General features: G+C 53.8%; 19 protein-coding genes and 1 tRNA gene. 12 read left to right on the forward strand and 8 right to left on the reverse strand.

All coding sequences use genetic code 11. From position 1 onward, the window contains the following. Window positions 1–164 precede the first annotated feature (164 nt). From actS to LG383_RS00905, 3 genes are all read left to right on the forward strand, one after another. On the forward strand, window positions 165–902 hold the full coding sequence (gene actS, locus LG383_RS00895) for an amidase activator ActS (protein WP_106994543.1): 738 nt from the start codon (window positions 165–167) through the stop codon (window positions 900–902). An 80-nt stretch (window positions 903–982) separates the two neighbouring features. Continuing rightward, window positions 983–1,056 (forward strand) — tRNA-Gly (locus LG383_RS00900). Between the two features lie 153 nt (window positions 1,057–1,209). Beyond that, complete coding sequence (locus LG383_RS00905; RefSeq protein WP_225758120.1) at window positions 1,210–1,854, forward strand: LysE family translocator; 645 nt, start codon at window positions 1,210–1,212, stop codon at window positions 1,852–1,854. A gap of 25 nt (window positions 1,855–1,879) precedes the next feature. On the opposite strand, the gene fabV is transcribed toward LG383_RS00905, so the two are convergent. Next, window positions 1,880–3,076, reverse strand: coding sequence for an enoyl-ACP reductase FabV (gene fabV, locus LG383_RS00910; RefSeq protein ID WP_225758121.1), 1,197 nt, complete (start codon window positions 3,074–3,076; stop codon window positions 1,880–1,882). A gap of 287 nt (window positions 3,077–3,363) precedes the next feature. Here fabV and yjdI point away from each other — a divergent pair, with 287 nt between their 5' ends. Together yjdI and LG383_RS00920 are read left to right on the forward strand one after the other, a co-directional pair. Further along, window positions 3,364–3,594 carry a 4Fe-4S mono-cluster protein YjdI gene (gene yjdI / locus LG383_RS00915; RefSeq protein ID WP_103792598.1) on the forward strand — a complete coding sequence of 77 codons (231 nt, stop codon included), beginning with the start codon at window positions 3,364–3,366 and terminating at the stop codon, window positions 3,592–3,594. A gap of 10 nt (window positions 3,595–3,604) precedes the next feature. After that, window positions 3,605–3,877: a GNAT family N-acetyltransferase gene (locus LG383_RS00920; protein WP_166183868.1), complete on the forward strand. Its 273-nt coding sequence runs from the start codon at window positions 3,605–3,607 to the stop codon at window positions 3,875–3,877. Between the two features lie 43 nt (window positions 3,878–3,920). Here the strand turns inward: LG383_RS00920 and LG383_RS00925 are convergent, their stop codons facing one another. Continuing rightward, window positions 3,921–5,150 (reverse strand): amino acid permease, encoded by a 1,230-nt coding sequence (locus LG383_RS00925; protein ID WP_166183866.1) that lies wholly within the window; start codon window positions 5,148–5,150, stop codon window positions 3,921–3,923. 118 nt (window positions 5,151–5,268) lie between these two features. Continuing rightward, a complete protein-coding gene (locus LG383_RS00930) occupies window positions 5,269–5,730 on the reverse strand; it encodes a multidrug/biocide efflux PACE transporter (protein WP_106994394.1) in 462 nt (153 codons plus the stop codon). A gap of 106 nt (window positions 5,731–5,836) precedes the next feature. Here LG383_RS00930 and LG383_RS00935 point away from each other — a divergent pair, with 106 nt between their 5' ends. Beyond that, on the forward strand, window positions 5,837–6,712 hold the full coding sequence (locus LG383_RS00935; RefSeq protein WP_225758122.1) for a LysR family transcriptional regulator: 876 nt from the start codon (window positions 5,837–5,839) through the stop codon (window positions 6,710–6,712). An 80-nt stretch (window positions 6,713–6,792) separates the two neighbouring features. Further along, window positions 6,793–7,320: a cupin gene (locus LG383_RS00940; RefSeq protein ID WP_106994396.1), complete on the forward strand. Its 528-nt coding sequence runs from the start codon at window positions 6,793–6,795 to the stop codon at window positions 7,318–7,320. A gap of 14 nt (window positions 7,321–7,334) precedes the next feature. Here the strand turns inward: LG383_RS00940 and LG383_RS00945 are convergent, their stop codons facing one another. Continuing rightward, window positions 7,335–8,111, reverse strand: coding sequence for an ABC transporter substrate-binding protein (locus LG383_RS00945; protein ID WP_225758123.1), 777 nt, complete (start codon window positions 8,109–8,111; stop codon window positions 7,335–7,337). Between the two features lie 14 nt (window positions 8,112–8,125). Further along, a complete protein-coding gene (locus LG383_RS00950; protein WP_106994398.1) occupies window positions 8,126–9,304 on the reverse strand; it encodes a M20 aminoacylase family protein in 1,179 nt (392 codons plus the stop codon). Between the two features lie 244 nt (window positions 9,305–9,548). Here LG383_RS00950 and LG383_RS00955 point away from each other — a divergent pair, with 244 nt between their 5' ends. Both LG383_RS00955 and LG383_RS00960 read left to right on the forward strand, forming a co-directional pair. Further along, window positions 9,549–10,727 carry an acetyl-CoA C-acetyltransferase gene (locus LG383_RS00955; RefSeq protein WP_106994399.1) on the forward strand — a complete coding sequence of 393 codons (1,179 nt, stop codon included), beginning with the start codon at window positions 9,549–9,551 and terminating at the stop codon, window positions 10,725–10,727. Between the two features lie 328 nt (window positions 10,728–11,055). Beyond that, window positions 11,056–11,739: an oligogalacturonate-specific porin KdgM family protein gene (locus LG383_RS00960; RefSeq protein ID WP_106994400.1), complete on the forward strand. Its 684-nt coding sequence runs from the start codon at window positions 11,056–11,058 to the stop codon at window positions 11,737–11,739. Window positions 11,740–11,881: 142 nt separating this feature from the next. Here LG383_RS00960 and LG383_RS00965 read toward each other — a convergent pair whose 3' ends face one another. Beyond that, on the reverse strand, window positions 11,882–13,057 hold the full coding sequence (locus LG383_RS00965) for an oligogalacturonate lyase family protein (protein WP_225758124.1): 1,176 nt from the start codon (window positions 13,055–13,057) through the stop codon (window positions 11,882–11,884). Between the two features lie 454 nt (window positions 13,058–13,511). On the opposite strand from LG383_RS00965, the gene kduI reads away from it, so the two are divergent. From kduI to LG383_RS00980, 3 genes are all read left to right on the forward strand, one after another. Further along, the gene (kduI, locus tag LG383_RS00970) at window positions 13,512–14,348 is read left to right on the forward strand and encodes a 5-dehydro-4-deoxy-D-glucuronate isomerase (RefSeq protein ID WP_077227196.1); all 837 of its coding nucleotides are present in this window, start codon (window positions 13,512–13,514) and stop codon (window positions 14,346–14,348) included. A gap of 63 nt (window positions 14,349–14,411) precedes the next feature. Beyond that, complete coding sequence (kduD, locus tag LG383_RS00975) at window positions 14,412–15,173, forward strand: 2-dehydro-3-deoxy-D-gluconate 5-dehydrogenase KduD (RefSeq protein ID WP_106994402.1); 762 nt, start codon at window positions 14,412–14,414, stop codon at window positions 15,171–15,173. A 297-nt stretch (window positions 15,174–15,470) separates the two neighbouring features. Further along, window positions 15,471–16,904 carry a sugar porter family MFS transporter gene (locus LG383_RS00980; protein WP_225759491.1) on the forward strand — a complete coding sequence of 478 codons (1,434 nt, stop codon included), beginning with the start codon at window positions 15,471–15,473 and terminating at the stop codon, window positions 16,902–16,904. Between the two features lie 80 nt (window positions 16,905–16,984). Here LG383_RS00980 and LG383_RS00985 read toward each other — a convergent pair whose 3' ends face one another. Both LG383_RS00985 and LG383_RS00990 read right to left on the reverse strand, forming a co-directional pair. Then, window positions 16,985–18,112, reverse strand: a complete 1,128-nt coding sequence (locus LG383_RS00985; protein ID WP_225758125.1) for an oligogalacturonate lyase family protein — start codon at window positions 18,110–18,112, stop codon at window positions 16,985–16,987. Window positions 18,113–18,178: 66 nt separating this feature from the next. Next, window positions 18,179–19,465, reverse strand: a complete 1,287-nt coding sequence (locus tag LG383_RS00990; protein WP_106994405.1) for an ABC transporter substrate-binding protein — start codon at window positions 19,463–19,465, stop codon at window positions 18,179–18,181. Window positions 19,466–19,471 lie beyond the last annotated feature (6 nt).

Consider the following 19,471-nt stretch of genomic DNA (forward strand, 5'->3'; position numbering starts at 1 on the left):
TCATGCTCCAGTACCAGCCATGCCAGATGGCTCAGCACCATCTGCAGCACTATTATACTGCATCCTTATACGAACGGTTTGACGCGCAGAGCGGAAAAGGGCTGACCCATATCAGTTCTGGCTGCTATCATAGCGCGGCCATTCACGTTGACCGAGGAACTGTTTTGTTTGCAGGAAGCCTGACGAAAAAACCCGTTTCTGCTCTGTTTTGCCTGATCCTGGCCCTGTTGCTGGCGGGATGCGCGGGCGACCAGTCATCGGACTCTGGTCCTGTGTATACCGTTAAACGCGGCGATACGCTGTACCGCATCTCGCGTGCGACCGGCACCAGCGTGAAGGATCTGGCGCGCCTGAATAATATTTCGCCACCTTACACCATTGAAGTAGGGCAAAAGCTGAGAACTAACGGCAACAGCGCCACGGCGAAAAAATCCTCCTCAAAGAGCAAAGGGAAAACCGCCGCGGTTACCCCTTCTTACACCGTACCTAAGTCCTCCTGGCCGCCCGTCGGGCAGCGCTGCTGGATCTGGCCTGCCAGCGGAAAAGTCGTCGTGCCCTATTCCTTGTCCGAAGGGGGTAATAAAGGCATTGATATCGCAGCTGCGCGAGGCACCCCGGTCTATGCATCCGGAGCAGGGAAGGTGGTCTACGTCGGTAATCAGCTGCGTGGGTACGGTAACCTGATCATGATTAAACATGGCGAAGATTACATCACGGCCTATGCCCATAACGATACAATGCAGGTCAATAACGGGCAGAATGTGAAGGCCGGTCAGAAGATTGCGACTATGGGCAGCACTGGCACAGATTCGGTTAAGCTGCACTTCCAGATTCGTTATAAGGCGACCGCTATCGATCCGCAACGCTATTTACCGCCGCAGGGCGGCAAACCGAAGTGCTAAGTGGTTATTTAATCGCCGGTTAGCGCACGGGAGTCTTGTCAGGAGAGGCGTAAGGTCTATAATGCTTTACGCACCTCAAAGCGGGCGTAGTTCAATGGTAGAACGAGAGCTTCCCAAGCTCTATACGAGGGTTCGATTCCCTTCGCCCGCTCCAGTCTCCCCAGCCAGCACCTTTCCAGAAATCCCATTTCTTTCAGCATACTACGCAGTAGCGCTTATCGACTCTTGTTGAATAGAAATCTTCATTTAACGCATAACCATTCAGTGCTAGCATGACAGGTCTGTTCTTCTATTTCTGGAGATGACTATGCTGGACATAACAAACTTTGGGCTTTTTGCCCTGTCAGTTTTCCTGCTTTCCGTAACACCAGGGCCTGATATGGCCTACGTGATAGGTCAAAGCGTGGCTAACGGAAGAAGATCGGGGATCATCTCTGCTGCTGGTGTCGCCTTAGGTAGCTGTACTCATGCTGTAGCAAGCGCAGTGGGATTAACTGCATTAATTACCGCTTCTCCGCTGATGTTCACCATCATCAAGTATCTCGGGGCGGCTTATCTTATGTATCTCGGCAGTAAGATGGTTTTGGGAACCTTCGCAAAACAAACCTCAAATCACAGCGAAGCTGAACCTGTTAAGACCAAAGCGACTCTTACGAATCTGCTTTCTAAAGGCTTCATTACAACCTTAACCAATCCGAAGGTTCTGTTGTTCTTTATCTCCTTCTTTCCTCAGTTCGTTTCACCTGGGGGCGAGCACCACACCGCCTCTTTTCTGATCCTGGGGATGACTTACGCGCTGATCGCTTTTTTGACTGATTTAACCTTCGCCATACTTGCAGGTAGCGCCGCGGGTGCAGTCTCACAAAATCGGGGATTACAGAAAATGCTGGATCGGATTGTGGGGATGGCATTTATTGGATTGGGAGTGAGGTTGGCTCTGACACGTCGTTAAAAAAAGGGGCTTGCGCCCCCTTTTATTAGATTAATGTTTTCACATCAAAATCTATGTTTGTTTCGGTATCGGCTTCGTAGTTAACTTCTTCGAATCCGAAACCAAACAACTTCAGGAACTCTTCTTTATAAGCAATGTAATCTGTCAGCTGCTCCAGATTCTCATCGGTAATCGTCGGCCAGATTTCGCGGCACGCTTGCTGAACATCTTCACGCAGTTCCAGATCGTCCATGCGAATTCGCTGCTCGTCATCAAGTTTGGCATTACCGCCATACAGGCTGGTAGTCATCAGACGATTGATTTGCTCGATACAACCTTCATGAATTCCACGGTCTTTCATGAGTTTGAACACGATGGAAATATAAAGCGGCATGACAGGAATGGCGGAGGACGCCTGCGTGACGACGGATTTTAACACCGCGACGTTTGCAGAACCGTTGAGAGGAGCCAGCTTGCTGCGTAACGCTTTTGCCGCCCGATCCAGGTCTTCCTTCGCCTTACCGAGCGCACCGTGCCAGTAAATAGGCCAGGTCAAATCCGTGCCGATATAGGAGTAAGCAACGGTCTTCGCGCCATCAGCCAGCACGCCTGCGTTATTCAGCGCATCAATCCACAGTTCCCAGTCTTCGCCACCCATCACGGTAACCGTATTACGCACTTCTTCTTCGGTTGCCGGTTCAATGCTGGCGGTAATGATCTGATCTTTGTTGGTATCAATGGCTTTAGAGGTATAAACCTCACCGATTGGCTTCAGCACAGAGCGAACAATTTCGCCCGTTTTTGGCATCTTTCTTACCGGGGATGCCAGCGAATAAACCACTAAATCAATCTGACCCAGATCTTCTTTGATCAGGTTGATGACTTCGTCGCGGCACTCATCGGAGAACGCGTCGCCGTTGATGCTTTTCGAGTAAAGACCTTCACGTTTCGCTGCTTCATCAAAAGCCGCAGAATTATACCAGCCCGCTGAGCCTGGCTTGGCATCCGTTCCCGGTTTTTCAAAGAAAACACCGATAGTGGAAGCACCGCCGCCAAATGCTGCAGAAATTCTGGAAGCAAGCCCATAACCAGTGGACGCGCCGATCACCAGCACACGCGCAGGGCCATCAGTGAGCTTTCCGTTTTTGCGGATGTACTCGATTTGATTGTTTACATTGACCTGGCAACCAACCGGATGTGTCGTTGTGCAGATGAATCCACGAATCTTGGGTTTAATTATCATGTTGATTTTAATCCATATTCAAATTTCTTAAACATAGAGTAATGATAACTCTTTTGGGAAAACTTGTAATGAAGAATACGCCTTCATTAACTAACTCTAAGATTGATAATGGTTTTGTTAAAACGCTACGGTTATTAAAAATGAAAAGCCCTGGTATGACTGTGGTTATTAAGCGGTGTCGGGCACCAAAGGGAGTGGATAACTGGATTAAATAAATGTTAACTTTTGGATCTCAACACCAGCACACTCCTTATTCCCGAAAACATAATAATTACAGAGGCAATGTCATGGATAACGATCTCCTGCAAGCGGGATACCGGGCCTATACCGGTGAGAAAATTGATGTCTACTTCAACACCGGCATCTGTCAGCATGCGGGAAACTGCGTGCGTGGCAGCGCCAGACTCTTCAACCTGAAACGTAAGCCGTGGATCATCCCTGACGAAGTGGATGTCGATACGGTTGTGCGTGTGATTGATACCTGCCCAAGCGGCGCACTTAAATACCGCCACAAATAAGCGAGAAACCATGGAAATTCAGGAAGGCCATAACAAGTTTTATGTCAATGATGCCGAAGGCAACCAGGTCGCGGAGATCGTCTTTGTTCCCACTGGCGAACACCTCAGCATTATTGAGCATACCGATGTCGATCCCAGCCTGAAAGGACAGGGCGTGGGCAAACAGCTGGTGGCGAAGGTAGTGGAAAAGATGCGCGCAGAAAACCGCAAAATCATCCCCCTGTGCCCGTTCGCCAAGCATGAATTTGATAACACCCGCGAGTATGACAATATCCGCGCCTGATGCTGAACAGCACGCTGTCGCAAACCAGCGTGCTGTCTTTTGATCAGGCAATAAACATCACCGACACGCATAACACCCCAACAATCAGCGTCAGCACATTGCCAACGGAGCGGTAAGGCTTCAGGGCCGGGATCAGGAAGGTCGAGAGGGTTGGCATGATAAACAGGATCATCGCAATAAGCGGTCCGCTGATGGCATAGATCATTGAGATGGCGTTAGGATTAATGCAGCACACCGCAAAGGTGATCAGAGAGACCCCCATCACCGATACGGCCCGATTAAAGGCCCGGCTTTTCTTCACCCCAATCTGATTTAACCCGGATTTCACTATCTCTGTGGCCCCCTCAATCACGCCAAAATAGGTGCCGAGAAACGACTTCGACATCGCGATAATGGCCACCACAATCCCGGAGATCCCAAGCCAGGAAGGGGAGGAGGGCATCATCGAGAGCGCAGAGAGAATGGTCACCCCTTCCTCTTTAGCGGCGACGATGTAGGACGGTGGGATCGACAGCAGGCAACTGAAGACAAAGAACAGCACGCTCAGGCAGATAATCAGGTACGCCACCTTCATGATGCGGGTGCATTTGCCCATCGCGGCATCGCCATATTTCTCCTGCCGATCGACGGCAAAGGTCGAAATAATCGGCGTATGGCTGAAGGCGAACACCATTACCGGAATGGAGATCCACACCTGGTGCAGGGTGTGCTTATCCACGCTCATCTGGCTGGTGAGCAGCGAGGGCTGCCAGCTGTGGGTGAGATACAGCGACACCAGCAGGAAGTAGGCGATCAGCGGGAAGACCAGAAATCCCATCACCCGGATGGTGGCGTGACGGCCCATCAGAAAGATCAGATTCAACGCCAGCACGACTCCCAGGCTGACCAGCACCCGCACCGTGGTGTCCACCGTCAAATGCTTCGCCAGCTGTTCGGTCAGCGAGTTGGTGATCGCCACGGCATAGATCTGCACCACCACAAAAAAGGCGACAAAGTAGAGCGTGGTGATCAGATTGCCGATCTTTTTCCCGTAGTAGTGCGTTACCGCGCCGGTGATGCCTTCGCTACCTTTTGTTTTTGCAGAGAGGATGAACTGGCATAACGCTTTGTGGGGCCAGTAGGTGAATGGATACGCCACGAGGGCGGTGATAAACAGGACGACAGCGCCCGCAGATCCCAGCTGGATGGGCAGAAACAAGGTTCCTGCGCCCACGGCAGTGCCGTACAGGGCAAAGCTCCAGAGGGTCTCTTCTTTAGACCAGATTTTCGACATGTGAGAAACGTATCAACTATAAAACCAACAAAAAGGAGACTATTTTACCATAATCATCAGTTGGGGTCGCAGTTGGCGCTATGAGAAGCGGGCCGGAAAGCATTTCCGGCCAGAGGGATTAAGAGGTGGCGGCCTGTCGCTGCTGGCGTCGCTTCATGACGCGATCGCGCAGGGTGTCGTACGCCCAGTTATAAAGCATGGTGTACGGCAGGAAGAAAATAAAGAAGCCAATCTCTAAGGTGAACGCCTGCAACAGGCTCACGCCCAGCACCAGCGACACAATGCCGACGCCGATAAAAATAAACCCGACTTCAAAGCCGAGAGCGTGCAGGGCGCGGACTTTAGCGGTGCGGGTGACAATATGCCGCGGCCAGAGTCTGTCGAACCCGGCGTTATAGATGATGTTCCAGATCATCGCCGTGGTGGCGAGGAGAATGGTCAATCCGCCCATCTCCAGCACCGGGCGCTGCATCAGCCAGGCGGTGGTCGGGGCAAGGATCGCCGTGGCAATCCCTTCAAATAAGACGGCGTGGAAGATACGTTCCGGCAGTTTTCGGCGTTGAATATCGTTGTGCTGCATAACCTGATACCTCATTAACCTGCCAGGATGGGCAGAGTCAGGCCGCTATTTTTATCGTTAAAACTGATATATAAAAGTTAGATTCCATCGATAAAGTAGATACATCATGCGCTACTCCCCCGAAGCCTTAACGGCGTTTGTCGAGACGGTCGCCACCGGCTCGTTCTCTGCCGCCGCCCGCCGTCTGCGTAAAAGCCAGTCCACCATCAGCACCGCCATCGCTCATCTGGAAGATGACCTCGGTTTTGCGCTGTTCGATCGCAGCGCCCGTCAGCCGGTGCTCACCGCTCAGGGCAAACAGGTGCTGGGCTACGTTCAGTCGATCCTCGCCGCCAGCGCACGGCTCGACGAACTGGCGGTCTCCCTGAGCGAAGAGACCGAAGCGCGGCTGACCTTTGTGCTTTCGGACACCCTGCACCCGGACGTGCTGGAGGAGATGCTGTTTCGCTTTGACGAGCGTTTTCCCCATACCGAATTCGAATGCCTGATTGGTGAAGAAGAGGATGTCATCGACCTGCTGCAAAAAGGGCGAGCGCACATCGGCCTTACCGGGGCGCGGGAGAGTTATCCCACCGACATTGCCGCCGTCCGCCTGCCGATGCAGACCCACATGGCGATCTATACCTCTGCCAGCCATCCCCTCGCGGCGCAAAATCGCACCGAGGCTGATGAACTGCACGGCTGGCGGGAGCTGCGCCTGAACACCTATCTGGAACGTGAGCCGGTGCTGGCGCAGGGGCCGGTGTGGTCGGCGCCTAACTACCTGATGCTGCTCAGCATGGCGGTGCAGGGCTTCGGCTGGTGCGCGCTGCCCTGTGCGCTGGTGGCGGAGTTTGCCCCTGCGAATGCCCTGGTGCAGATCAACGTCCCGGGGTGGCCGCGCTCGGTGGCGATCGATCTGGTGTGGAATAAACGCTCCCCGCCGGGGACAGCGGGAAACTGGCTGCGGCACTGGCTACAGCACCAGGCAGATCCGGTGTGATGAATACGACATTCACCTGATCGGTGCCGAAATCTAAAAGGACTACACTTAATGGGGTAAATTAACCGGCGAGAAGTGACATGAACGCTAAAAATACCATTACGCCTCGGGTGCTGATGCTCTCATCTAAAGATTGGGTGCCTAATAATCCCCATCTGCCGGTGCTGATCTATAAAGGGGTGATAACGGATGGGGATCGTGCCAGCCAGTTTGAACAACGGTTTGCCGACAACGGCTGGCCGCCCCAGTGGCGCGATGGGATTTTCGACTATCACCATTACCACTCCACTGCTCATGAGGTCTTAGGCATTTCCCGGGGGGCGGCGCGCCTGATGATTGGCGGTCCTGGCGGGGAGGAGATCGAGGTAGAGGCAGGGGATGCCCTGTTATTGCCTGCGGGAACCGGGCACTGCCGCTTATCGGCAAGTCTCGATTTTCAGGTGGTGGGGGCTTATCCGCCGGGGATGGAGTTCGATCTCTGTAAGCAGGCAGCGACGCCAGCAATACTGGCGCGGATCGTTGCGCTGCCGTTTCCTGAATCGGACCCGTTAAATGGAAACGCGCCCGCCTTAACCCAGTACTGGAAATCGCCGCCCTTCAGCCAGTGAAGGGCGGAATACCGTTACTGACCAGTATAAATATCAAAGCTGAAGTATTTAGAGGCGAGCTTTTTGTAGGTCCCGTCGGCCAGGATCGCCGCGATGGCGCCGTTCAGCTCCTGGCGTAACTGGTCATCCTCTTTGCGCAGTCCAATCGCCGCTCCGGCGCCAAACAGGGCATCGTCCTGCAGCGCGCCGCCGACAAAGGCAAATTCTTTACCCTGAGGCTTGTTGAGGAAGCTGTACTCCGCCATCACCCCGGAGAGCACCGCGCCGTCAATACGCCCGGACTCGAGGTCGCGTATCACCTGGTCGGCACCCTGATAGGCCACCACGTTAACGCCCTTGCCGCGCCACTGCTCATTGGCATAGGTTTCCTGAGCGGAACCCTGCTCAACGCCGATGGTTTTCCCCTTCAACTGATCCACGCTGTTGCTGGCGAGGCTGTTTTTACGCGCCACCAGGAAGGCCGGGCCGCTGTAAATCTTGTCGCTGAAGGCAATCTGCTCTTTACGTTTGTCGGTGATGTACATCCCGGAGAGGATGGCATCAAATTTACGCGCCTTCAGGGATGGAATGATGCCGTCGAAATTACTTTCAACCCAGACGCATTTCGCCTGCAGCTGCTGACAGATGGCATTGCCCAGATCGATATCAAAACCGACCACCTCGCCCTGTGGGTTTTTTGACTCGAAGGGGGCAAAGGTCGGGTCTACGCCAAAACGCAGCGCTTTGGTCTCGCCGGCAAACGCGGATGAGGCAGCCAGCAGGGCCACCAGCGGTAAAAGGATTTTTTTCATTATCTGTCCCTGTCTTAACGGCAATAGTTTTCAACCAAACGGGCAAAGAAGGAGGCCCCGGTGGTAATGATCTCGTCATTGAAGTCGTAGCCGGGGTTATGCACCATGCAGCCGCCTTTTTCCCCTTTCTCGCCGTTGCCGAGCAGGAAATAGCTGCCCGGACGTTGCTGGAGCATAAAGGCAAAATCTTCACTGCCGTTGGAGGGAGAGACGCTGTCGAGTACCGCATCTTCACCAAAGAATTCGATGGCCAACTGGCGGGCGAAGGCGGTCTGTTCCGCATCGTTGACCAGCACCGGGTAGGAGTCATAGATCTCCACTTCGCTGGTGGCGCCGTAGCTGCGGGCGGTAAAGTCGGTAAGCTCCTGAATGCGGCGGATCAGCAACTCGCGGATCTCCGGCTTCATCGAACGTACCGTCAGCTCCATCACCGCACTGTCCGGGATCACGTTGGAGGCAATGCCCGCCTGGAAGGTTCCGACCGTCACCACGGCGGTTTCGCCCGGCGGCACGTTACGCGCCACGATACTCTGCAGGGACATGATCAGCGCAGCCCCGGTCACAATCGGATCCACGGTGCGTTCCGGATGCGCGCCATGCCCGCCGTACCCTTGCAGGGTGATTTTCACGGTATCGGCGGAGGCCATAAAGTTGCCTTCATAGAAGCCAAACTTGCCGGTCGGCAGGTAGGGCATATTGTGCAGGGCAAAAATACGGTCGCAGGGGAAGCGGTCAAACAGCCCATCTTTGATCATGAGATCGGCGCCGCCAATCGCCTCTTCGGCAGGCTGGAAAATCAGGTGCACGGTACCGTTAAACTGGCAGGCGTCAGAGGCAATATATTTCGCAGCGGCCAGTAAAATCGCCGTGTGGCCGTCGTGACCGCAGGCGTGCATTTTGCCCGGCACGGTACTGGCCCAGGGCAAATCGGTGGCTTCGAAGATCGGTAGGGCGTCCATATCGGCGCGCAGGCCGATGGATTTGCTGCCCTGGCCCTTGCTGAGCGAGCCGACCACGCCGGTTTTGCCGATCTCCCGCGTCACCTGATAGCCCCAGCCTTCCAGCTGGCGCGCCACCAGATTGCTGGTATTGAACTCTTCGAGGCTTAATTCAGGATTGGCATGTAAATGACGACGGATGGCGATGATTTCTTCTTCTGATTCTTTTATTTCTGGAATGATACAGTCGGACATTTGTTACTCCAGTGTTAACGCGTGTTTGCATCTCCTAACTTATCGCCGCGGCGTCATAATGCAAATTCGTTCTCTAATAATTACCGTGAAAATTATAAGTTATGTGAATGCATGCAGGCTTTCACCGGGACACTCAAAATAAGTGCGTGACCTTTGTGATAAAACTCACTTTTTTTAAACAATTACATCATTAGTTGATAACAATCCTCTAGTATGAGCGGTGTCATTTTGCGCAGAGGTTGAGATGAAAGACGTCGTGATAGTGGGTGCGTTGCGCACAGCAATAGGCTGTTTCCAGGGAGCGCTCTCACGCCACTCGGCGGTAGATCTGGGCAGCGTGGTAGTCCGCGCGCTGGTGGAGCGCAGTGGCATTGAGGCCCACGAGGTTGATGAGGTGATCCTCGGCCAGGTGCTGACCGCTGGGGCCGGGCAAAACCCCGCCCGCCAGGCCGCGCTGAAGGGGGGATTACCCAATACCGTCTCGGCCATTACCATCAACGACGTCTGTGGCTCCGGCCTCAAGGCGCTGCACCTGGCGACCCAGGCGATCCAGTGCGGCGAAGCCGACGTGGTGATCGCCGGCGGCCAGGAGAACATGAGCCGCGCGCCGCACGTTCTGACCGACAGCCGCACCGGGGCCCAACTGGGCAACAGCCAGCTTATCGACAGCCTGGTGCATGACGGGCTGTGGGATGCCTTCAACGATTACCATATGGGCGTCACGGCGGAAAACCTGGCCCGGGAATATGGTATCACCCGTGAACGTCAGGACGCTTACGCTCTTAGCTCGCAGCACAAGGCCCGGGCCGCCATCGACGCAGGCCGCTTCCGGGATGAGATTGTCCCGGTCAGCGCCCGGATGCAGAACGGTGACCCTCTGCTGGTAGATACCGATGAACAGCCGCGCACCGACGCCAGCGCCGAAGGGCTGGCGTTACTCAATCCTGCCTTTGAAATTACCGGTTCGGTCACCGCCGGGAATGCCTCCTCTATTAACGACGGCGCTGCCGCGGTGATGATGATGAGCGAGAGCAAAGCCGAAGCGCTGAATCTACCGGTGCTGGCACGCATCAAAGCCTTTGCCAGCGTCGGCGTGGATCCTGCTTTAATGGGGATCGCCCCGGTGCATGCCACGCGCCGCTGTCTGGAGCGGGCAGGGTGGCAGCTGGCGGATGTCGATCTGATCGAAGTCAACGAGGCATTTGCCGCTCAGGCCCTGTCGGTGGGCAAAATGCTGGAGTGGGATGAGCGCCGGGTCAATGTCAACGGTGGGGCGATTGCGCTGGGCCACCCCATTGGTGCCTCAGGGTGCCGTATTCTGGTCTCGCTGGTGCATGAGATGGTGAAACGCGATGCCCGCAAAGGGCTGGCCACGCTGTGCATTGGCGGCGGGCAGGGCGTGGCGTTAGCTATAGAACGATAACGCGCTTTGATAAATATCAACCTGAATAAGCCTCCCCACCCGGAGGCTTATTTGTTTGTGAGCTCCGTCATATTTTTACCCCTGTAAGTACATTCTCAAACTTCCTCGAAATATTCATCGCATTCCCTGAAGTGCTAATAACAATTTAGTGTGATCCCGATCCGTTAAATTCCCTTTAAAAACCCTCTTTTGTTGATATTGCTCACGGCTGGCTTTGCCAAAAAAAATGAAACAAATATTTACGATCATGATCACTAAAATTACGTATTTAAAAAAATAAAATGCAATTCCATAAAAACGAAACATCATTTTAAACGAGGGTTTTTCCATGTTTAAGAAATCTCTGGTCCTTGCTTCACTTATTGGCGCTTCTTTCGCAGCTCAGGCTGTCACTGTCGATCTGCGTCACGAATACATTGATACTGGTACCAACGCAGACCGCGTGGCAGTTTCACACCGTTTTGATAATGGCTTTGGTTTTTCTGTCGAAGCTAAATGGAAATCTGGCGGCGATAAAACTGACCAGCCGTTTTCCGATATGGTAGGTAATGGTCACGAAGACCAGATTAGCTGGCGCTGGAAAGCCAACGATAATATCTCCCTGACGCCAGGCTTTACGGTCGAAAGTAAAGAAAGCAACACCATTTATAAGCCGTTCCTGCAAGCGCAATACAGCTTCGACAATGGCTTCTATATTTCCGGTCGTTACCGCTATGAGTACACCCGTTATCCTTCTACCCCGGACAGAGAAGATGATAAGGTTAACCGCGGTGATGCGTGGGTGGGTTGGGTAATGGGCGATTTCCGTACCGAGCTGAACTACGTTTATGCAAAAAGCTCCGAAGGCAATATTCGTAACAACAACAAAGATTACTCCCAGGAATATAACGTCAAGCTGGCGTATAAAATTGATAAAAACTGGTCCCCGTATGGCGAAGTGGGTAACGTTGGCGTGAAATCAACTGATGAACGTCAGACCCGTCTCCGTGTCGGCGTAGCATATTCCTTCTAATAACAAGCAGTACCTCCGGGATTAACCGGCTCGAAAGAGCCGGTTTTTTTATGCCTGCAATTTATGACTGCACCGATATAGGCAAAAAAAAGCCCTCCATAAAGGAGGGCAAGGCCAGTTACAGGAACACAGACACAAACATTTATTCACGCAATAATTCAGGTTGCTCAGGAAGCTTCGCAATATAGAGAGCAGGTTTGCCGTCTTTATCGGAACTAAACAGGACCGCTTTATCATCCGGGGTAAAGGATGGGTGCGGATGGGTCACCTGGCGGCTGTTGGCCACGGTTGCCCAGGAGGTATCGTGACGCGCGATGCGGAAGTAAGCCTTTTTCGCCACGTCGAACGCATACAGATAAGGATCGTTATCGATTGTGTAACCGCTGGTGTCCTTCACATCAACCGGGGTACCGGAACCATCACCTACCAGCAGGGTGCCATCAAAGTTACTCATCAGGTGCGAACAGGCCGGCATCTGCATCACTGCGCTGTTCTCGCCGGTGTCCGGGTTGAAGCTGTACACGGTACGGCCTTGCTCACCTTTTAGGTAAGAGACATACACCAGCGCCGAGCCGTTTGGGACCCAGAACTCGTGGGTGCAGCTTTCGCCTTCCGCATGCTCTTTAACCTTACGCACGTTGCTGCCGTCTTCGTTCACCATCCACATGCGGGCATCCACCAGATCGTGTGGGCCTTCATGGCAGAACGCGACGGTATTATCGTCAAACGGACGGTAGATAGGGTGGCCGAGCCAGTTTTTCTCTTCGTGGATCACGCTGCTTGCACCGGTCTGTAGATCAACGCGCAGCAGGCGGCAGTGCGGGCCTTTGTGGAAGAAGTCATGGAAGATTTGCCAGTCATTCAGCGGCGTCCAGTCGCTTTTCGCGATTTCGATGCCGACCAGTTTGGTGCAGTCGCTGTTCGCTACCCAGGTGCCGTAGCCGACCCAGTCGTCGCTAACGCGATACACTTCGCGTTCATCAAGGGTCGTCAGATTGACTTCCCGCAGAGTGCGATCATTCTTAACGTAATAGAGCGATTTATCATCCGGTGACAGGAAACCACCAAAGGTATTGTCGCCCGCGCCTTCGGTTAACTGCACCGCTTCGGCCTTTTTCAGATCCAGCAGATAGTAGTTCCAGTGGCCATCGAATTCGCCGGCAAACAGCAGATGACTACCGTCGTTGAAAAAGCATTTTTGATAGAAGTAGTTACGATGACAGGTAACTTCAGGGGGGGTCAGGCGGGTGACTTCCACGCCTGTATCCGGATCGCGACTGACCTCATAGTTCAGTTTGACCCGCATGCCTTTTGCCATGATGCACTCCTTGAATTCGACGGCAGGATTTCCCTGCGGTCCGCTCGGTAAAATATGAGTTTAAAAACTGGGTGTTAAAATATCAAAACATCGTTTCAGTGTGTGTGACTGGTGGCGCACTTCTGAAGGAAAAGCCCGCCAGATCATCATTCTCTTTACATCTGTTCAGATTTTTAGCATCCCGACATCAATTTTTTATTGTTTTATAACCTGTTGTTTAATTTGCAAATTAATCGGGATGCTTTAAACAAACGTTTTAAGAAAGCGATGTCAACTCCCTGACAATCGTGATCGCAACTGCAATTTTGAGAATAACTTACAGAAAAAGTGAAACATCGTTTTAAATGTAATTGAAAACCCATTTCACAGCAGATAATATGTGCTCATCATGAAAACGGAACGCCGTTTTGTTAATTATCCTGGCCTTCGGGGCCGATAAATTCTGGAGGTTAATGTGGAAGTCAGACAAAGCATCCACAGCGCGCATGCAAAAACGCTGGATACCCAGGGGCTGCGCGATGAGTTTTTAGTCGAGAAAGTGTTTGTCGCGGATGAGTACACCATGGTGTACAGCCACATTGACCGCATCATTGTTGGCGGCATCATGCCGGTGGCAAAAACGGTCTCCGTCGGTGGTGAAGTGGGCAAACAGCTCGGCGTCAGCTTCTTCCTTGAGCGTCGTGAGCTGGGCGTGATTAACATCGGCGGCCCGGGCACCATCACCGTTGACGGTCAGTGCTATGAGATCGGCCATCGCGATGCCCTGTACGTCGGAAAAGGCGCGCAGGAAGTGGTTTTCGCCAGCGTTGATAGCGGCAAACCGGCGAAGTTCTACTACAACTGCGCCCCGGCACACACCACGTATCCGACCAAAAAAGTGACCCCGGCGGAAGTCTCTCCGGTCACCCTGGGTGACAACCTCACCAGTAACCGCCGCACCATCAACAAATACTTCGTTCCTGATGTGCTGGAAACCTGCCAGCTCAGTATGGGTCTGACCGAGCTCGAGCCGGGCAACCTGTGGAACACCATGCCGTGCCATACCCATGAGCGCCGCATGGAAGTGTACTTCTACTTCAATATGGAAGAAGACGCCTGTGTATTCCACATGATGGGACAGCCTCAGGAGACGCGCCATATCGTGATGCATAACGAGCAGGCGGTCATTTCTCCAAGCTGGTCTATTCACTCCGGCGTTGGCACACGTGCCTACACCTTCATCTGGGGCATGGTTGGCGAAAACCAGGTCTTCGATGATATGGACCACGTTGCCGTTAAGGATCTGCGCTAGTCGCGGACAGTTAAGCACACACTTGCCTGTTCGTTCAGGCGCTGAAAGATTAAAGGATAAAAAATGATTCTGGATGCATTTTCTCTGCAAGGTAAAGTTGCGGTCGTCACCGGTTGTGATACCGGTCTGGGCCAGGGTATGGCGGTGGGTCTGGCGGAAGCCGGCTGTGACATCGTGGGTATCAACATCGTTGAGCCGCAGGAGACCATCGAGCGCGTCACCGCGCTGGGCCGTCGTTTCCTGAGCCTCACCGCTGACCTGCGTAAAATCGACGCCATCCCTGAGCTGCTGGAGCGCGCAGTGGCTGAATTCGGTCATATCGACATTCTGGTCAACAACGCCGGTCTGATTCGTCGTGAAGATGCGATCAACTTCAGCGAGAAAGACTGGGACGACGTCATGAACCTGAACATCAAGAGCGTGTTCTTCATGGCTCAGGCTGCAGCGAAGCACTTTATCGCGCAGGGTAACGGCGGCAAAATCATTAACATCGCCTCCATGCTCTCCTACCAGGGCGGCATCCGTGTGCCTTCTTACACCGCTTCCAAAAGCGGTGTAATGGGCGTAACCCGTCTGATGGCGAACGAATGGGCGCAGCACAACATCAACGTGAACGCCATCGCACCGGGCTACATGGCCACCAATAACACTCAACAGCTGCGTGCTGATGAAGAGCGTAGCGCGGCGATCCTCGAGCGTATCCCTGCGGGTCGTTGGGGTCTGCCAAGCGATCTGATGGGGCCGGTGGTGTTCCTGGCGTCCAGCGCTTCTGACTACATCAACGGCTATACCGTAGCGGTTGACGGCGGCTGGCTGGCGCGTTAATTCTCGCGCCTGTTGAAAAGACCTCTGCTCACGGGCGGAGGTTTTTTTTGTCCTCAATTAACCATTGTCCATATCGATAAACGAGGAAAATCCATAGGCATTTTACCAAAATGACGCGCATCACATATTTAATCTCTATAAATCATGTCATTAACAAAAAGTGGTGAATATTCACCCTTGTTTTAAATTGTAATGTCCATCACAGATCGCACCCTGCCAGCCAATAAATCCATATTTTCACGTTATACGACCTGACACTTTTTCAGGGTTTCTCGTAATTTCATTTAACGTCTTACGCTGTTCAGGCAGGAAAATATGACATCTATAAATGACTCAACCTTTATGCCCCGCGCGCTTCGCGATACCCGCAGGATGAACCTGTTTGTTTCTGTTTCCGCGGCGGTGGCCGGTTTACTGTTTGGGCTGGATATCGGCGTTATTGCCGGTGCGCTTCCCTTTATCACCGATCACTTTACGCTCAGTAATCGCCTGCAGGAGTGGGTAGTGAGCAGCATGATGCTGGGTGCGGCAATGGGGGCCTTGTTCAACGGCTGGCTCTCCTTCCGCCTGGGCCGAAAATATAGCCTGATGGTGGGTGCCATTCTGTTTGTGGCCGGCTCGCTGGGCTCTGCGTTTGCCACGGGCGTTGAAGCGTTACTGCTTTCACGCGTGCTGCTGGGGGTGGCGGTAGGGATTGCCTCCTACACCGCACCGCTCTATCTCTCGGAGATGGCGAGCGAAAACGTGCGCGGCAAGATGATCAGCATGTACCAGTTGATGGTGACGCTCGGGATCGTGCTGGCCTTTCTGTCTGATACGTATTTCAGCTACAGCGGCAACTGGCGCGCCATGCTGGGTGTTCTGGCGCTCCCGGCAGTATTGCTGATTGTGCTGGTGATCTTTTTGCCCAACAGTCCGCGCTGGCTGGCGCAAAAAGGGCGACACGTCGAGGCGGAGGAAGTGCTGCGGATGTTGCGCGATACCTCGGAGAAAGCGCGGGAAGAGCTGAACGAGATCCGCGAAAGCCTCAAGCTGAAACAGGGTGGCTGGTCGCTGTTTAAAATTAACCGCAACGTTCGTCGCGCAGTATTTCTCGGCATGCTGTTGCAGGCGATGCAGCAGTTTACCGGCATGAATATCATCATGTATTACGCGCCGCGTATTTTCAAAATGGCCGGGTTCACCACTACCGAGCAGCAGATGATCGCCACCCTGGTGGTGGGGCTAACCTTCATGTTCGCTACGTTTATTGCGGTGTTTACCGTCGATAAAGCGGGCCGTAAGCCGGCCCTCAAAATTGGTTTTAGCGTGATGGCGCTGGGGACGCTGATCCTCGGCTACTGCCTGATGCAGTTTGATAACGGTACCGCGTCCAGCAGCTTGTCCTGGCTCTCCGTGGGCATGACGATGATGTGCATCGCGGGTTACGCCATGAGCGCCGCGCCCGTGGTGTGGATCCTGTGCTCTGAAATTCAGCCGCTGAAATGCCGCGACTTCGGGATCACCTGTTCCACCACCACCAACTGGGTGTCGAACATGATCATTGGCGCCACCTTCCTGACCTTGCTGGACTCTATCGGCGCTGCGGGAACCTTCTGGCTCTATACGGCGCTGAACGTGGTGTTTATTGGCATCACCTTCTGGCTGATCCCCGAAACCAAAGGCGTCACCCTGGAACACATCGAGCGCAAGCTGATGGCAGGGGAGAAGTTAAGAAACATCGGCGTGTGAGGTTAACGCCCGGCGGCGCTTCGCTTGCCGGGCCTACGGTTTTCTCCCTCTCCCTGTGGGAGAGGGTTGGGGTGAGGGCATCAGACCGCACACAAGTACAGCGCCGGCATCCCTTCTTCGTCCGAGGTATACAGCACCCACTTATTGTCCGGTGAAAACGATGGATGCGGGTGCGTCACCTGGCGGTCGCCATCCAGCACTTTCCAGCTGGTGTTGTGCTGGCAGATGGAGGTTTGCGTGCCTTTTTCAATGTCGAACACCCAGATGAAGGGATCGTTAAGGCTGATATCCCCGGTATTGTGCGGCGCGCCGTCACCGACAATCAGCGAGCCGTGGTGGTTGCTCATCAGGTGGGAGCAGGGCGGGATCGCCATCAGCTGGCGGTTTTCCAGCGTCGCGGGATCGGCGCTGAACAGGTAGCGCTGCGGATCGTTCTCCTTATGCGCCACGTAATAGAGCGCCGAGCCGTCCGGCACCCAGAACTCGTGGGTAAAGCTCTCGCCCGCGTCATGCTGGCGCACCTTGCGCAGATTGCTGCCATCCGGGTTGATCAGCCACATGCGCGCATCGATCGCGTCGCGCGGGCCTTCGTGGCAAAACGCCACGGTGCTGTCGTCGAACGGCCGATAAATCGGGTGCCCGAGCCAGCGTTTTTCCTGCAAAATCACCTCACGTTCGCCGGTTTGCAGGTCGATGTTGATCAGACGGCATTCCGGATTGGTGAAGTAAAACGCGCGGAACTTGCTCCAGTCGGTGAGCGGCTGCCAGTCGCTTCTCTTGATTTCAATGCCCACCAGCTTCGTGCAGTCAGAGTTTGCCACCCAGGTGCCGTAGGCCACCCACTCATTATCGACCTCATACACCACGTACTCTTCCAGGCTAGTAAGATCCACCCGGCGCAGTTCGCGGCTATTTTTCACGTACCACAGGGACTGGTCGTCCGCGGAGAGGAAGCCGCCAAAGGTGTTGTCTCCGGCACCGTCGGTCAACTGGGTCGCCTGTTGCTGCTCAATATCCAGCAGGTAGTAGTTCCAGTGGCCCTCAAAGGCGCCGCCAAAAATCAGCTTGCTGCCGTCACGGGTAAAACATTTCTGATAGAAGTAGTTACGGTGACAAATAATGTGCGGGGGCGTCATCCGTATCACCTCGTGGCCGGTCTGGCTGTCCTGGCGGGTACGGAAACGCAGGGGGATGATTTTTCCTTTCATGGTGTGTTCCTTCAGATAAAAAAATACCCCACCGCATAACGGTAGGGTATTGATAACCTAAGATAATCAGCGCATTGCGCGTTTCAGGATACGTTCAGCCTGACGCTGGAAGTCAGCAGCGGTCTCTTCCACGGTTTTCTGACCGTAGTCGATGTACTGCAGGGAGGTGCCGAACTGAGCCACGATCTGCGGATCGTCAAAGTATGGCGATACGGAGAGTTTCGCTGGCAGAGACTGCGCCAGACGCAGGCCAGACACTGCCGGATCGTCCTCTTTGATGGTGCCGTTTTCGGTCAGGTATTTCACCGCCACTTTGCTCAGCGGTACGCCACGTTCCAGACCCAGAGTCTCAACGCCTTCTTTGCTGTTCAGCAGGAAGTTAATGACTTTCGCTGCGGCTTCCGGGTTTTTCGTGGATTTACCGATAGATAGCATCTGCGCTGGTTTAAAGAACAGACCGGCATCGGTGGCACCCGGCAGCATTGGATAGCTGCCCAGCGCCAGTTTCGCTGGTGGCTTCAGGTTGTCGGAGTATTTTTTGATGGTGGAGTTCCACATGTAGGTTCCGCCCCATTCACCCTCGATCCACGGCTTCATCTCGTACATGTTGCTCTTACCGAACGACGCATAGTACTTGGTGTCCGGCATTACGTGGCTGTCGATCAGACTTTTATAGGTCTGGAAGAACTCTACCCACTGCTCTTTGCTGTAGGCGAATTTCTTCGTCTTCTCGTCTACCGCCGGGATGTTATACTTCTGGATCATGTAGGAGTTGAGCAGCGCCAGGGTATCCTGGTGCTCCAGCACTACCGGATAGTACTGTTTGCCCAGTTTGCTTTCGAAGGCTTTACCGGCTGCTTTCAGCTCATCCCAGGTTTTCGGGTATTCCACACCCGCTTTTTTCCAGGCTTCATCGTTGAAGTAAAAGACGCGCGCGGTCACGGAGATTGGGATCCCGTTCAGCTTGCCGTCCACGGTGGTGGACTGCAGCTCTTTCGGATCGAACTGGGAGAGATCGATCACGTCCTTCATTTTGTTCAGGTCGTAGAAGCCGTCGCCGGTTTTCGAGAAGATCGGCAGCCAGTTCCAGTTGGTCTGCATGACGTCCGGCTCGGTACCGCCCGCAATCTGGGTGGTCAGACGGGATAAATGACCATCCCAGCCGGTGTATTCCGCCTTCACGTTAATATCCGGATTCTGTTTGTGGAACTCTTCCAGCGCTTTGAGTGTGACCTGGTGACGGCCATTACCGCCCCACCAGGACATACGTAAATCAACATCCTGCGCCATCGATGGCAAAGCAGTAAGGCCCAGAGTGGCGGAGATTGCTGCGCTTAAAAGCACTTTTTTCATTTTTAT

Source organism: Leclercia sp. Marseille-Q4284 (assembly GCF_916618945.1).
In the GTDB taxonomy this organism is placed as follows: Bacteria; Pseudomonadota; Gammaproteobacteria; order Enterobacterales; family Enterobacteriaceae; genus Enterobacter; species Enterobacter tamurae.

Coding starts and splice junctions, on each gene's coding strand:
- LG383_RS00905 (WP_225758120.1), top strand. CDS start 1,210: ATGCTGGACATAACAAACTTTGGGCTTTTTGCCCTGTCAGTTTTCCTG.
- fabV (WP_225758121.1), bottom strand. CDS start 3,076: ATGATAATTAAACCCAAGATTCGTGGATTCATCTGCACAACGACACAT.
- yjdI (WP_103792598.1), top strand. CDS start 3,364: ATGGATAACGATCTCCTGCAAGCGGGATACCGGGCCTATACCGGTGAG.
- LG383_RS00920 (WP_166183868.1), top strand. CDS start 3,605: ATGGAAATTCAGGAAGGCCATAACAAGTTTTATGTCAATGATGCCGAA.
- LG383_RS00925 (WP_166183866.1), bottom strand. CDS start 5,150: ATGTCGAAAATCTGGTCTAAAGAAGAGACCCTCTGGAGCTTTGCCCTG.
- LG383_RS00930 (WP_106994394.1), bottom strand. CDS start 5,730: ATGCAGCACAACGATATTCAACGCCGAAAACTGCCGGAACGTATCTTC.
- LG383_RS00935 (WP_225758122.1), top strand. CDS start 5,837: ATGCGCTACTCCCCCGAAGCCTTAACGGCGTTTGTCGAGACGGTCGCC.
- LG383_RS00940 (WP_106994396.1), top strand. CDS start 6,793: ATGAACGCTAAAAATACCATTACGCCTCGGGTGCTGATGCTCTCATCT.
- LG383_RS00945 (WP_225758123.1), bottom strand. CDS start 8,111: ATGAAAAAAATCCTTTTACCGCTGGTGGCCCTGCTGGCTGCCTCATCC.
- LG383_RS00950 (WP_106994398.1), bottom strand. CDS start 9,304: ATGTCCGACTGTATCATTCCAGAAATAAAAGAATCAGAAGAAGAAATC.
- LG383_RS00955 (WP_106994399.1), top strand. CDS start 9,549: ATGAAAGACGTCGTGATAGTGGGTGCGTTGCGCACAGCAATAGGCTGT.
- LG383_RS00960 (WP_106994400.1), top strand. CDS start 11,056: ATGTTTAAGAAATCTCTGGTCCTTGCTTCACTTATTGGCGCTTCTTTC.
- LG383_RS00965 (WP_225758124.1), bottom strand. CDS start 13,057: ATGGCAAAAGGCATGCGGGTCAAACTGAACTATGAGGTCAGTCGCGAT.
- kduD (WP_106994402.1), top strand. CDS start 14,412: ATGATTCTGGATGCATTTTCTCTGCAAGGTAAAGTTGCGGTCGTCACC.
- LG383_RS00985 (WP_225758125.1), bottom strand. CDS start 18,112: ATGAAAGGAAAAATCATCCCCCTGCGTTTCCGTACCCGCCAGGACAGC.
- LG383_RS00990 (WP_106994405.1), bottom strand. CDS start 19,465: ATGAAAAAAGTGCTTTTAAGCGCAGCAATCTCCGCCACTCTGGGCCTT.